The sequence below is a fragment of the Streptomyces sp. NPDC052064 genome (assembly GCF_055585925.1).
In genome coordinates this window covers 908,283-920,625 of sequence record NZ_JBVJJE010000001.1, presented here as the reverse complement: position 1 = coordinate 920,625, position 12,343 = coordinate 908,283, and the positions used below count along the sequence as shown (strand labels likewise).

General features: G+C 70.2%; 12 protein-coding genes and 2 pseudogenes. 7 read left to right on the top strand and 7 right to left on the bottom strand.

From position 1 onward, the window contains the following. Positions 1 to 63: 63 nt before the first annotated feature. Complete coding sequence (locus ACZ6TU_RS04410) at positions 64 to 1,257, top strand: RtcB family protein (RefSeq protein WP_469546499.1); 1,194 nt, start codon at positions 64 to 66, stop codon at positions 1,255 to 1,257. Positions 1,258 to 1,283: 26 nt separating this feature from the next. On the opposite strand, the gene ACZ6TU_RS04405 is transcribed toward ACZ6TU_RS04410, so the two are convergent. Then, a complete protein-coding gene (locus tag ACZ6TU_RS04405; protein ID WP_469546496.1) occupies positions 1,284 to 1,454 on the bottom strand; it encodes a hypothetical protein in 171 nt (56 codons plus the stop codon). Next, positions 1,454 to 2,230 carry an SDR family NAD(P)-dependent oxidoreductase gene (locus ACZ6TU_RS04400; protein WP_467672482.1) on the bottom strand — a complete coding sequence of 259 codons (777 nt, stop codon included), beginning with the start codon at positions 2,228 to 2,230 and terminating at the stop codon, positions 1,454 to 1,456. The genes ACZ6TU_RS04405 and ACZ6TU_RS04400 overlap by 1 nt, the downstream gene beginning before the upstream one ends. 121 nt (positions 2,231 to 2,351) lie before the next feature. On the opposite strand from ACZ6TU_RS04400, the gene ACZ6TU_RS04395 reads away from it, so the two are divergent. Then, on the top strand, positions 2,352 to 2,786 hold the full coding sequence (locus ACZ6TU_RS04395) for an ester cyclase (RefSeq protein WP_467672480.1): 435 nt from the start codon (positions 2,352 to 2,354) through the stop codon (positions 2,784 to 2,786). Between the two features lie 21 nt (positions 2,787 to 2,807). Here the strand turns inward: ACZ6TU_RS04395 and ACZ6TU_RS04390 are convergent, their stop codons facing one another. Continuing rightward, positions 2,808 to 3,143 carry a YnfA family protein gene (locus ACZ6TU_RS04390; RefSeq protein WP_467672478.1) on the bottom strand — a complete coding sequence of 112 codons (336 nt, stop codon included), beginning with the start codon at positions 3,141 to 3,143 and terminating at the stop codon, positions 2,808 to 2,810. Between the two features lie 244 nt (positions 3,144 to 3,387). Here ACZ6TU_RS04390 and ACZ6TU_RS04385 point away from each other — a divergent pair, with 244 nt between their 5' ends. From ACZ6TU_RS04385 to ACZ6TU_RS04370, 4 genes are all read left to right on the top strand, one after another. After that, positions 3,388 to 4,464, top strand: a complete 1,077-nt coding sequence (locus ACZ6TU_RS04385; protein WP_469546491.1) for an LLM class flavin-dependent oxidoreductase — start codon at positions 3,388 to 3,390, stop codon at positions 4,462 to 4,464. Positions 4,465 to 4,581: 117 nt separating this feature from the next. After that, positions 4,582 to 5,301: a response regulator transcription factor gene (locus ACZ6TU_RS04380; RefSeq protein WP_467672474.1), complete on the top strand. Its 720-nt coding sequence runs from the start codon at positions 4,582 to 4,584 to the stop codon at positions 5,299 to 5,301. Beyond that, positions 5,302 to 6,720 (top strand): sensor histidine kinase, encoded by a 1,419-nt coding sequence (locus ACZ6TU_RS04375; RefSeq protein ID WP_467672472.1) that lies wholly within the window; start codon positions 5,302 to 5,304, stop codon positions 6,718 to 6,720. A 236-nt stretch (positions 6,721 to 6,956) separates the two neighbouring features. Then, positions 6,957 to 8,006, top strand: a complete 1,050-nt coding sequence (locus ACZ6TU_RS04370) for a LacI family DNA-binding transcriptional regulator (RefSeq protein ID WP_469546607.1) — start codon at positions 6,957 to 6,959, stop codon at positions 8,004 to 8,006. A 53-nt stretch (positions 8,007 to 8,059) separates the two neighbouring features. On the opposite strand, the pseudogene ACZ6TU_RS04365 reads toward ACZ6TU_RS04370, so the two are convergent. Beyond that, positions 8,060 to 8,182 (bottom strand): annotated as a pseudogene (locus tag ACZ6TU_RS04365) (GNAT family N-acetyltransferase); the annotation flags it as partial. Between the two features lie 277 nt (positions 8,183 to 8,459). Here ACZ6TU_RS04365 and ACZ6TU_RS04360 point away from each other — a divergent pair. Then, positions 8,460 to 8,699 (top strand): hypothetical protein, encoded by a 240-nt coding sequence (locus tag ACZ6TU_RS04360; protein WP_467672470.1) that lies wholly within the window; start codon positions 8,460 to 8,462, stop codon positions 8,697 to 8,699. 194 nt (positions 8,700 to 8,893) lie between these two features. Here the strand turns inward: ACZ6TU_RS04360 and ACZ6TU_RS04355 are convergent. The 3 genes and pseudogenes from ACZ6TU_RS04355 to resB all read right to left on the bottom strand — a co-directional run. Further along, positions 8,894 to 9,322, bottom strand: a pseudogene (locus ACZ6TU_RS04355) (zinc-dependent alcohol dehydrogenase); the annotation flags it as partial. A gap of 202 nt (positions 9,323 to 9,524) precedes the next feature. After that, on the bottom strand, positions 9,525 to 10,604 hold the full coding sequence (gene ccsB, locus ACZ6TU_RS04350; RefSeq protein WP_467672468.1) for a c-type cytochrome biogenesis protein CcsB: 1,080 nt from the start codon (positions 10,602 to 10,604) through the stop codon (positions 9,525 to 9,527). Next, positions 10,601 to 12,343: a cytochrome c biogenesis protein ResB gene (gene resB / locus ACZ6TU_RS04345; RefSeq protein WP_469546485.1), complete on the bottom strand. Its 1,743-nt coding sequence runs from the start codon at positions 12,341 to 12,343 to the stop codon at positions 10,601 to 10,603. The genes ccsB and resB overlap by 4 nt, the downstream gene beginning before the upstream one ends.

The following is a 12,343-nucleotide window of genomic DNA, read 5'->3' as shown; positions in this document are numbered from 1 at the left end:
GACCTTGGCTCCGGTATTTGCTGTTGAAGACTTCTGTTCGTTTTACGGGGGATTGAGGGCGCTATGTCGTATGTAGAGATACCTGGTTCGAAAGTACCGATCCGGATGTGGACCGACCCGTCCACGGTCGAGGGCTCCGCACTCCAGCAGCTCCAGAACGTCGCCACGCTGCCCTGGATCAAGGGCCTGGCCGTCATGCCCGACGTGCACTACGGCAAGGGTGCGACGGTCGGCTCGGTCATCGCCATGCAGGGTGCGGTGTGCCCGGCGGCGGTGGGCGTCGACATCGGCTGCGGAATGTCGGCGGTGAAGACGTCCCTGACGGCGAACGACCTGCCCGGTGACCTGTCCCGGCTGCGGTCGCGGGTCGAGCAGGTGATTCCGGTGGGGCGGGGGATGCATGACGATCCCGTCGACCCCGGGCGGTTCCATGGGTTGGCCACTGCCGGGTGGGAGGACTTCTGGGGGCGGTTCGACGGGGTTGCGGAGGCGGTCAAGTTTCGTGCGGAACGCGCCACCAAACAGATGGGAACGCTCGGCGGAGGCAACCACTTTGTCGAGATCTGCACGGACACGACCGATTCTGTCTGGCTCATGCTCCACTCCGGTTCCCGCAACATCGGCAAGGAACTGGCCGAGCACCACATCGGCGTGGCCCAGAAGCTCCCGCACAACCAGGGCCTGGTCGACCGTGACCTCGCCGTCTTCGTCGCGGACACCCCGCAGATGGCGGCGTACCGCAACGATCTGTTCTGGGCGCAGGAGTACGCGAAGTACAACCGCTCGATCATGATGGCGCTCCTGAAGGACGTGATCCGCAAGGAGTTCAAGAAGGTGAAGCCGGCCTTCGAGCCGGAGATCAGCGCGCACCACAACTACGTGGCCGAGGAGCGCTACGACGGGATGGACCTGCTCGTGACCCGCAAGGGTGCGATCCGGGCCGGCTCCGGCGAGTACGGGATCATCCCCGGCTCCATGGGCACGGGTTCGTACATCGTGAAGGGCCTCGGCAACGCCAAGTCCTTCAACTCGGCCTCGCACGGCGCGGGCCGGCGCATGAGCCGCAACGCGGCCAAGCGCCGCTTCTCGACGAAGGACCTGGAGGAGCAGACGCGGGGCGTGGAGTGCCGTAAGGACTCCGGCGTCGTGGACGAGATCCCGGGCGCCTACAAGCCGATCGAGCAGGTCATCGACCAGCAGCGGGACCTGGTGGAGGTCGTGGCGAAGCTGAAGCAGGTGGTGTGCGTGAAGGGCTGAGCCGCTCTTGGTGAGCGGCTGCCCCTTCACTTCGGAGCGTGCATCACCGCGTAGATCATGACGAACGCCACGATGTGGATGCCGAAGAGGAAGTAGGCGAGCCACCACCACATCCGGCGTTCGTTCTTCGTCTCCTGGGCGAGGTGCCGCTGTTCCCGATCCCGATCCTGTTCCTGATCGTGTTCGGCGTCCGGCATCACAGGTCCCGGTGGACCTTCGTGTTGGAGGCCTGGGCGCGGGGGCGGAGGACCAGGAGGTCGACGTTGACGTGGCCGGGGCGGGTGACCGCCCAGGTGATGGTGTCGGCGACGTCGTCGGCGGTGAGGGGTTCGGCGACGCCCTCGTAGACCTTGGCCGCCTTGTCCTCGTCGCCGCCGAAGCGGGTCAGGGCGAACTCGTCCGTCTTGACCATGCCGGGGGCGATCTCGATGACGCGGACCGGCTGGCCGACGATCTCCAGGCGCAGCGTCTCGGCGAGGACGTGCGCGCCGTGCTTGGCGGCGACGTAGCCCCCGCCGCCCTCGTAGGTGCCGTGGCCCGCGGTGGAGGAGACGACCACGACCGTGCCGTCGCCGCTCGCGACCAGCTTGGGCAGCAGGGCCTGGGTGAGGTTGAGCGTGCCGATGACGTTCGTCTCGTACATCTGGCGCCAGTCGGCCGGGTCGCCGGTCGCGACCGGGTCGGCGCCGAGCGCGCCGCCCGCGTTGTTGACCAGCACGCCTATCGTCTTGAAGGCCGTGGCGAACTCGTCGACCGCCGCGCGGTCGGTGACGTCGAGGGCGTACGCCGTCGCCTGGTGGCCTGCCTTGGTGATCTCCTCCGCCAGCGCCTCGATGCGGTCCTTGCGGCGGGCGGTGAGAACGACGCGGTAGCCCGCGGCGGCGAGCTGCCGGGCCGTGGCGGCGCCGATTCCGCTGCTCGCACCGGTGACGACGGCGATGCGGGAGGCTGCGGACGGGGCGGCGGTGGCCATGGGAGCTCCTCGGGCGTGGTGGACGGGCCGACTTCTGTGCGAAGGCCTCCGGCCAGGATAGGTGGGCCCCGCGGTGGGAGAATGGGGACGGGTGGTCCTCCTGTTCCTCTGGAGGTGGGTCATGGGAGAGGCACGTGAGGTCATGGACCGGCTTACGGACGCGGTCACCACGCACGCCGATCTGAAGGTCATCAGCGAGCTGTACGCCGAGGACGCGGTCGCCTTCACGCCCGACGAGGGCGAGCTGCGCGGGCGCGACAGCATCGTCGAGTACTGGCGGACGATGACGGAGGCGGTCCCCGAGGCCAGGTTCGAGTCGCTGCACTCCTACGAGGTCGGCGACACCGCCATCGACGAAGGGATCTTCAGCGGACGGAACACCGGGCCGCTGCCATTGCCCAACGGCGAGACGCTCCCCGCGACCCAGAAGGAGATCAGGATCCGTGGGGTGGACATCGCCACCGTGAAGGACGGCCGGATCGTCGACTACCGCCTGTACTTCGACGAGATGGACTTCCTGGGGCAGCTGGGGCTGCTGCCCGACGAGCCGTTCTGAGTCCCCGGCCCGGGAGGCCGGTCAGTTCCCTCGAGGGGCGTACATGATCACCGCCATGCCCGCGAGGCAGATGAGTGCGCCCGTGATGTCCCAGCGGTCCGGGCGGTAGCCGTCCGCGATCACGCCCCACAGGATCGAACCGGCGACGAAGATCCCGCCGTACGCGGCGAGGACGCGGCCGAAGTGGGCGTCGGGCTGGAACGTCGCGACGAAGCCGTACGCGCCGAGCGCGAGGACGCCGCCGGCCGCCCACAGCCAGCCCCTGTTCTCGCGCACGCCCTGCCAGACCAGCCACGCGCCGCCGATCTCCAGCAGGGCGGCGAGGGCGAAGAGGGTGGCGGAGCGCAGGATCTGCATGCGGGCAGCTTCGCATGCCGGGGCCACGCTTCCAGGGGTGCGGTTGTCACCTGATGGACGGCGCCTGCGGGGCGCTCCGCGCGGGATACATCGGAGTGTCCCGGTGGTGGTTGTTCCGGCGGTGTGAGGAGCGGGCGGTATGGGGCGAGTGCGGGTTTTCGCCGTAGGGGGGCACGCGGTGCGGGGGCACTTCTGACCCCGAGGGTACGGTTGAAGGGTAAACAACCCTGGAGGGTGAGCGACCATGCAGTTCGGGATCTTCAGCGTCGGCGACGTCACGCCCGACCCGACCACCGGCCGGACGCCGACCGAACGCGAGCGCATCAAAGCCATGGTCGCCATCGCGCTGAAGGCCGAGCAGGCAGGCCTCGACGTCTTCGCCACCGGTGAGCACCACAACCCGCCGTTCGTGCCCTCGTCCCCGACCACGATGCTCGGCTACGTCGCCGCCCGCACCGAGCGGCTGATCCTCTCCACGGCCACCACCCTCATCACCACCAACGACCCGGTGAAGATCGCCGAGGACTTCGCGATGCTCCAGCACCTGGCCGACGGCCGGGTGGATCTCATGCTGGGGCGTGGCAACACCGCCCCCGTCTACCCCTGGTTCGGGCAGGACATCCGGCAGGGCATCCCGCTCGCGATCGAGAACTACGCCCTCCTCCACCGGCTGTGGCGCGAGGAGGGCGTCGACTGGGAGGGGAAGTTCCGTACGTCGTTGCAGGGCTTCACCGCCACGCCCCGCCCGCTGGACGGCGTACCGCCGTTCGTCTGGCACGGGTCGATCCGCTCGCCGGAGATCGCCGAGCAGGCCGCGTACTACGGCGACGGCTTCTTCCACAACAACATCTTCTGGCCGGCCGACCACACCAAGAGGATGGTCGAGCTGTACCGGGCGCGGTACGCGCACCACGGGCACGGCACGCCCGAGCAGGCGATCGTCGGACTCGGCGGGCATGTGTTCATGCGGCGGACCTCGCAGGACGCCGTGCGTGAGTTCCGGCCGTACTTCGACGTCGCGCCGGTGTACGGGCACGGGCCGTCGCTGGAGGACTTCATGGACCAGACGCCGCTGACCGTGGGCTCCCCGCAGCAGGTCATCGAGAAAACGCTGGCCTTCCGCGAGTACGCCGGTGACTACCAGCGCCAGCTGTTCCTGGTCGACCACGCCGGGCTGCCGCTGAAGACCGTGCTGGAGCAGATCGACCTGCTGGGCGAGGAGGTCGTGCCGGTGCTGCGCAAGGAGTTCGCCGTGGGCCGCCCGGCGGACGTGCCGGACGCGCCGACGCACGCGGCCCGGCTCGCGCAGGCCCGAGGGTGAGAGGACGGTAGGCCCCCGGCCTGCGGTTGCGTGTCCCCTGGTGAGAGGGCAGTAAGAAGGACGCTCCGGCGCAGCTCGTCCGGTCCTGGAAGCCCGGCGGCGGGGCACACTGGACGCGTGTCCCAAACAGTGCTGCTCGCCGAAGACGACCGCGCCATCCGCAACGCCCTGGAGCGTGCCCTGACCCTGGAGGGTTACCAGGTCATGGCGGTCGCCGACGGTGTCGAGGCACTGGCGCAGGCCCACCGCAACCGTCCGGACGTCCTCGTCCTGGACGTGATGATGCCCGGCATCGACGGGCTCCAGGTGTGCCGCGTGCTGCGCGCCGAGGGCGACCGGACGCCGATCCTGATGCTGACGGCCCTCGTGGAGACCGCCGACCGGATCGCCGGCCTGGACGCGGGCGCCGACGACTACGTGGTGAAGCCCTTCGACGTGGAGGAGGTCTTCGCCCGGCTGCGCGCCCTGCTGCGCCGCACCAGCCCGGTGAGCGTCGGCGGCGCATCCGTGGCCGAGGCGCCCCGGCCGGTCCCCGAGCGGTTCATCGAGGCGGCCGGCATCCGCATGGACCCGCAGGCGCGCCGGGCCTGGCGCGGCGCCCGCGAGCTGGAGCTGACGCGCACCGAGTTCGAACTGCTGGAGCTGCTGGTCCGCAACGCGGGCATCGTCCTCGACCACTCGACGATCTACGACCGCATCTGGGGCTACGACTTCGGCCCCGGCTCGAAGAACCTCGCCGTCTACGTCGGCTATCTGCGGCGCAAGCTCGACGAGCCGGACGCGCCGCAGCTGATCCACACGGTGCGTGGCGTGGGTTACGTGCTGCGGGAGGACTGAGTGGGCCGCCTCGGCCGGCGCTTCAGCGGGCGGCGGCTGAAGCTGGTCTCGTTGCGCACCACCTTCGCGGTGTCGTTCGCGGCGGTGACGGCGGCCGTGACGATGCTGGTCGGCATCCTGTCGTACAGCGCGGCGGCCCGGCTGGTGCGGGTGGACCAGCAGACCGTGTTCGCCGAGGTCGTGCAGGACCTGCGCGACGAGGTGCGGGAGAACCGCATGACGCCCGGCGACTTCTCGTCCGCCGCGCCGGGCCACGACCTGGTCCGGCCCGCCCGGACGGACGTGCAGGTGCTCGGCCCGGACGGGCATGTCGTCGACCGGGGCAGTCCGGGGCTGCCGGTCACCGGCGCCGATGTGCGGATCGCCGCCGCGGCGACGTCCGGGCGGGTGGCCCAGCACAAGGACGTCGACGTCGGCGACGACATCTACCGCGTCGCCACCGTCTCCCTCGGCGGCGGCCGGGGCGCGGTGCAGGTCGCGCAGGAGTTCAGCGACGTGGAGGACCTGCTGCGGGCGCTCCAGCGGCGGACGCTCCTGCTGATGGCCGCGGTCGTGATCGCCGCCGGCCTGTTCGGCTGGTGGCTGGCCCGGCGGATCACGCGCCGCCTGGTCGTCCTCACCGACGCCGCCGAGGACGTCGCCCGCACCCGGCGGCTCGGCATCCAGGTGCCCGTCGCCGGTCACGACGAGGTGGGCCGGCTCGGCCGGGCCTTCGACCGCATGCTGGGGCGGCTCGCCCAGTCCGAGGAGGACCAGCGCCGCCTGGTCCAGGACGCGGGCCACGAACTCCGTACGCCGCTGACCTCGCTGCGTACGAACATCTCCCTGCTCCGCCGGATCGACGAACTCCCGCCCCGGGCCCGCGAGGAACTGGTCGCCGACCTGGGGCAGGAGGCCCGCGAGCTGACCGACCTGGTCAACGAACTCGTCGACCTCGCGGCCGGGCAGTCCGACACCGAGCCGCCGCAGCGGGTGAACGTCGCCGACATCGCGGAGGAGGTGGCGGGCCTCGCCCGGCGCCGCAGCGGCCGGCGGATCCTGCTCCGCGCGAGCGGCGACACCACCACCGACGGGCGGCCCGGGATGCTGACCCGGGCGCTGTCCAACCTCGTCGAGAACGCGGTGAAGTTCGACCAGGGCGGCACGGCCCCCATCGAGATCGTCGTCGCCGGGCCCGCCCGGCCCGGCACGATCCGCGTCGAGGTCCTCGACCGCGGCCCCGGCATAGCCGACAAGGATCTCGACCGCGTCTTCGACCGCTTCTACCGCGCCGCCGACGCCCGCTCACTGCCGGGTTCCGGCCTGGGCCTGTCCATCGTCCGGGAGGTGGCACTCACGCACGGGGGAGCGCCGTTCGCCTTCCGGCGGGAAGGGGGCGGGACGGTGATCGGGTTCACGGTGGGTGGAGGGCTCGACTGACCGCGAAGCGAAACGCCCGCGCGCCAAGCTGCACGAGAAGGTCGTGCGTCAGCGCCGCCGGGCGGAGAGCTGAGACAGCGCTTGCATGCTGCCCGCCGGTTCGGGGAGTCAATGCGTTGCAAGAGGTAACAGGGAGTGGGGTAGTGCTGCCGTGGTAGCGCTGCCTCCATGACAGGGGAATGGGCGATTCCCTGTGTTACCGTCCGCTCATGCCTCCAGCCCAACGGCTCCCCACGATGGCCGACGTCGCGGAACGGGCCGGGGTCTCCACCTCCACCGTCTCGCGCACGCTGCGCGGCCTGTCCACGGTCTCGCCGGAGGTGCGGGCCCGCGTCGAGAAGGCCGCGCGCGAGCTGAACTTCGCCGTGTCCCGGCAGGCCGCGAGCCTCGTCACGGGCAGGACCGGGACGGTGGCGGTGCTGGTCCCGACGCTCAACTCCTGGTTCATGGGAGCCGCCCTGTCCAGCCTGGCCCCGCTGCTCCGGGCGGCGGGCATGCAGCTGAACGTCTACGAGATCCCCGACCTGGCCGAGCGCACCGCGTTCTTCGAGCACCTCCCGGCACGCCGCAACGCCGACGCGCTCCTGGTGTTCTCCTTCGACCTCACCGACGAGGAGACCGCGCGGCTGGACGACCTCGGCATGCCGGTGATCTACGTGAGCCAGCACGTCGACGGACGGCCCAGCGTCTACGCCGACGACGTGGCCGGCGCCCTGCACGGCACCCGGCATCTGCTCAACCTCGGCCACCGCCGGATCGCCTTCGTCCAGACCGCGGGCGCGAGCGGCTTCTCCTTCAGCTCCAACGAGCGGCTGCTGGGCTACCAGCAGGCGCTCACCGAGGCGGGGGCCCCGCTCGACGACGACCTGGTGGTGTCCACGCGGGTCGGCGACAAGCGCGCCGCCGCCGAGGTGCTCGGCATGCTGCTGAGCCTGCGCGAGCCGCCCACCGCCGTCTTCGCCGAGCAGGACGAGGTCGCCGTCGCCCTCATCTGGAACCTGCGCAAGACGCAGATCGCCGTACCCGAACGCATCTCCGTCCTCGGCTTCGACGACCAGCCGCTGGCCGACTGGTTCGACCTCTCCACGGTCGCCCAGTCACCGTCGGACATGGGCCGGGAGGCCGGGGAGCTGGCGCTGAGGCTCATCGACGACTCCGGGGCGGACCACGAGCGGCACGTCGTGCTGCCGACGTATGTGATCCCGCGGGCCACGACCGCGCCGGTGGCCCCGGCCAGGGCCCGGGGCGAGGGGGAGCGGGGCGGCGAGCCGGCACAGGGGGAGTGAGGTGACGCAGGTCCCTCGGCAGCGGTGAGGCACGCGCCGCCGAGGGACGTGCGTCAGCCCTCGGCGAGGGTGAAGAAGTGCATCGGGGAGTTCGCCTCGAAACCGAAGCGCGGATACACGGGCGCTCCGGCGGCGGTGGCGTGCAGGGTCGCCCGGGTCTGTCCGGTGGCCCGGCCACACCCAGGTAGGCGTACACCTGGCTCTTCCACAGCGAGGAGCGGCCGAGCACCATGACGCGCCACACCGTGGCGAGCTGCTCCATCGATTCGATCGAGTCCGCGAGATCGCGCTTGAGTACCCCTCAGACAGGCTGCGGGGCAAGGGAGTTGTCCGCACTGCACACACTGCCCTCCACAGACCTTCCTCATCCACACCCGGGAACCTTCGCGATCATGAACTGCAGCGTTCTCACCCCTACACTGAGCCGCGTTTTCAAGATGATCGGAGTACGACATGCATCGTCGCCTTGCCGCTGTTCTCGTGGCGGCCGGCGTCCTCGCACTCGCCGGGTGCGCGCAGAACTTCGACCAGGGCCCCGAGGGCAAGGTCACCGAGAAGGTCAAGGACGGGAAGAAGTTCTACCTGGTCGTCGATCCGGCCAAGGCCGGTGACGAGAAGAAGTTCAGGGTCAGCAAGTACGACTACCACGACTGCAACCGGGGCTCGAAGTACCCCAAGTGCATCGACGACTGAGCGGTTTCGCTCGGAAGCCTCTGAAGGCGGACGCGGCCTGGATCTGTTCCCCCAGGAGCATGGCGCTCATCCCGCCGTGGCCGTAGCCGGGCCGCCCTTCGTGGGTGCTGCCGAGGGTGCACTCGCCGATCAGGCCGTGGTCGGCGGGCGTGACCCGTCGGCCCCAGTGACGGGGCTGTAGACCCGCGCTCCCACCGGGTGTTGTCGCGGGCGACGCGCAGGGTGACGCCGGTGAGGCCGAGCTGGTCGACGCGGCCGGTGGCCTCGACGGCGATGTCGTGGCCCTGTGGGAGGGGCTCCAGGGTCTCGGTGGTGGCGGCGCCGAACGCGCGGGCCAGTTCGCGGTGTTCGGGGGCGGGGTCGACGTAGAGCACGTCGGAGGCGCCGAGCGCGCGGGCGATGTCGCACATGTAGAGGCCGATGCTGCCGCGGGCGACGACCAGCACCCGTGCTCCGGGGCGGGCTTTGAGGTGGGGCGCGACCAGGCGCCAGGCCAGGGACCAGTTGTCGCTTGCCGAGGCCATCGCGACCGGGTCGAGGCCGGTGGGCAGCGGGACCAGCATGGCGTCGGCGTACGGGACACGGACCAGGTCGGAGAAGAGTCCGCCCCACGTCCCCGACACGTACTGAATCGTGTCGTTCGCCGACGCCCGGGGTGTCTGCGCCTGCATCACCCGGCTCCGCGAGGGCCTGGTTCGCGGCCCGCCACCCGGACACCGATGTCGCACACAAGAACGTGCGGCTGTACGCCGACCGGCTGCCGGACATCATCGTGTCGGTTGCGGACCGCGCTCCACATCCCCGGGGGTGAGGTGCCCGGCGGACCTACACGCCCGCGTACGAGTGCTTGCCGGAGACGAAGATGTTCACGCCGTAGTAGTTGAACAGCCAGCAGCCGAAGGCGATGAGGGCGAGGTAGGCGGCCTTGCGGCCCTTCCAGCCGGCGGTGGCGCGGGCGTGCAGGTAACAGGCGTAGGCGACCCAGGTGATGAAGGACCAGGTCTCCTTCGGGTCCCAGCCCCAGTAGCGGCCCCAGGCGTCGCCGGCCCAGATGGCGCCCGCGATGATCGTGAACGTCCACAGCGGGAAGACGGCCGCGTTGACGCGGTAGGAGAACTTGTCGAGGGAGGCGGAGGAGGGCAACCGCTCCAGGACGGAGGTCGCGAAGGTGCCGGGCGTGCCGCCGCTCGCGAGCTTGTTCTCGTAGGAGTCCTTGAAGAGGTACAGGATCGTGGCGACCGCGCCGACGTAGAAGACCGCGCCGCAGAAGATCGCCGTGGAGACGTGGATGTACAGCCAGTACGAGTGCAGGGCCGGGACCAGCTGGTCGCTGGCGGTGTAGAGGACCGTGACCGCGAGGCCCAGGTCCAGCAGGACCGAGGTGATCAGGAACAGGCCGAGCCAGCGCACGTTCTTCTTCAGAGCCAGCAGCCCGAGGTACACGCCGACGGCGACCGTGGAGAACGTGATGTTGAACTCGTACATGTTGCCCCACGGCGCCCGCTCCACCGAGGCCGCGCGGGCGATGACCCCGCCCAGCTCGATCAGGAAGGCGAGCACGGTGAGGGAGATGGCGATCCGGCCGTACAGGTCGCCCTGTTCGTCACCGCCGTGCGCCCCGGGTCCGTCCGGCACGTCCCGCTGACCGGCCGCGGCCCGCACGGTGACCTTCGGCCGCTCCAGCACGGCGGTGCCGCCCGCCTGGTTCACGGTGACGGCGGGCGCCTTCTTCGCCTCCGGCTCGGTGGTGAGCGCGGCGGCGGTCCGGGCGACCTTGCTGCGGCTGCCGAAGAGCCATTCGGCGATGTACGCGAAGAACGCCAGGGTGTAGACGGCCATCGCGGAGTAGATCAGCACATTGCTGATGTTCGCGAGGTTTTCGTTGGTGGCGGCGGCGAGAGTCACTGCTCAGCCCCTTCGGCAGGTACGGGGGTTTCGGTACCCGGCTCCTGATCGGTGTCGGGGGAATCTGCGGGGTCGTCCGGGCCGGGCGCGGCCGGTGTCTCGTCGTAGAGGATCCCGGCGAGGTCGCCCAGCTCCTCGGGGACCTTGGCGGACTCGCTGCGGCCGAGGCCGGCCATCTCCACGACGGTGATGCCGTCGGCGCCCTTGACCGCGCGCACCCAGACGCGGCGGCGCTGGATGAACAGGGAGGCGGCGAGGCCGCCGATGGCCGCGAGGGCCCCGGCGAGGGCCCAGCCGCCGCCGGGCTCCTGGACGACCTGGAAGCCGGCCCATGCCTTGATGTGCTTGCCGAAGGTGACCGAACCGGCGCCGTTCGGGAGCTTCATGGTCTCGCCGGGCCGCAGCAGCTTCTTGAACAGCTTGCCCTTGGAGTCCTTGAACTCCTTCATGTTGGTCTTGTCCATCTGGTACACGCTCTGCGGGATGCCGGAGTCGGCCCCCAGGTCGCCGTGATAGGCGGACAGCGCGAGCACCGGGGAGTCCAGCGCGGGGAACTGCGACAGCATCGTGCCGCTGGCGGCTCCGCCGAAGGTCGGCACGAAGAACGCGTTGAAGCCGAGCTGTTCCTTCTTGCCCTCGGGGTTGCGGTAGCCGTCGAGGACCTTGATGGCGCCGGAGGAGGTGACGTTGGCGTCGAGCGGCAGCAGCGGTACGGCGTCGTCGTAGACGACGTTGCCCTTGGCGTCGCGGACGGTGATGACCGGGGCGTAGCCGTGGCTGACGAGGTAGACCTTGGCGTCGCCGATCTCCAGCGGGTGGTTGACCTTGACGGTGGTCTTCTCGTCCTTGCCGTAGGGACCGTCGCTGTAGGTGAGGTCGGCCTGGTAGACGCGCGGGGTGCCCTTGTTGGGGCCGCTGCGCTCGTAGGTGCCGGTGAACTTCTTCAGGTTGAAGCTGAACGGCACCAGGTCGTCGGAGGTGAAGAGGTTGCCGGACTTGAAGTCGTCGTACTGGGTGAGCGTGTTGGAGAAGCCGTCGCCCTCGACGATCAGCTTGTTGCCCTCCGACTTGTACAGCTGGCCCCAGGCGAAGGCGACCAGCAGCACGATGAGGGCGATGTGGAAGACGAGGTTGCCCAGTTCGCGCAGGTAGCCCTTCTCGGCGGCGACGGCGTCACCGGCGAGGTGGGCGCGGAAGCGGCGCTTCTTCAGCAGGGCCAGGGCGGCGCCGTGGACCTGATCGGGTTCGGCCGTGGTTCGCCAGGTGGTGTGGGCGGGCAGCCGGGTCAGCCGCCTGGGCGCACCCGGCGGGCGGCCGCGCAGCTGGCCCACGAACTGCCAGGTGCGGGGGATGATGCAGCCGATGAGGGAGATGAACAGCAGGATGTAGATCGCGGAGAACCACACCGAGCTGTAGACGTGGAACAGGCCGAGCTTGTCGTAGACGTCCCCGAGGGTCGGGTTGGCCTTGCGGAAGTCGGCGACCTTCGTCTCGTCCTGGCCGGACTGCGGGATGAGCGAGCCGGGGATCGCGCCGAGGGAGAGCAGCAGGAGCAGCAGCAGCGCGACCCGCATGGAGGTCAGCTGCCGCCAGAACCAGCGGGCCCAGCCGATGACGCCCAGGGAGGGCAGGTTGGGCGGTTCCTCCGTGGGGGCGGTGGACAGCTGCGAGCCGGCCTCACCCAGCTCCTGGTCCTCGGCGGCGGTCGGGGCCGGGTCGGAGGCGGTGGTCTTGCTCAT